Origin of the sequence: Lyngbya sp. CCY1209, from assembly GCF_035615495.1 — a bacterium.
In the GTDB taxonomy this organism is placed as follows: Bacteria; Cyanobacteriota; Cyanobacteriia; order Cyanobacteriales; family Microcoleaceae; genus Limnospira.
This window is the reverse complement of sequence record NZ_JAJENU010000277.1, coordinates 1-267: the sequence shown is the minus strand read 5'-3', so window position 1 is coordinate 267 and position 267 is coordinate 1. Positions and strand designations below refer to the sequence as shown.

Sequence of the window (267 nt, the reverse complement as noted above, 5' to 3'; positions counted from 1 at the left end):
GTATTTGACGACACAAAAGCCGGGACACCTCAAGGAGGGGTAATAAGTCCACTCCTCGCCAACATCGCACTGGATGGGATGGTAAGGCACATAGAAAAACTCTTCCCCAAACACAGAGTTAAAGGGAAAACTATCAACACAACGGTCGTTAGATATGCCGATGATTTTGTGGTCATATCGCAAAGCCGCAAAATCATTGAACAGTGCAAGATTGCTATTTCCGAATGGTTAAAACCTATTGGTCTCCAGCTTAAACCGGAAAAGACA

Annotated in this window: 1 protein-coding gene; it reads left to right on the top strand. The window is 44.2% G+C overall.

All coding sequences use genetic code 11. From position 1 onward, the window contains the following. Nucleotides 1–267: reverse transcriptase/maturase family protein (locus tag LKE08_RS08125; RefSeq protein WP_324703713.1), on the top strand; the 267-nt coding region annotated here is incomplete at both ends.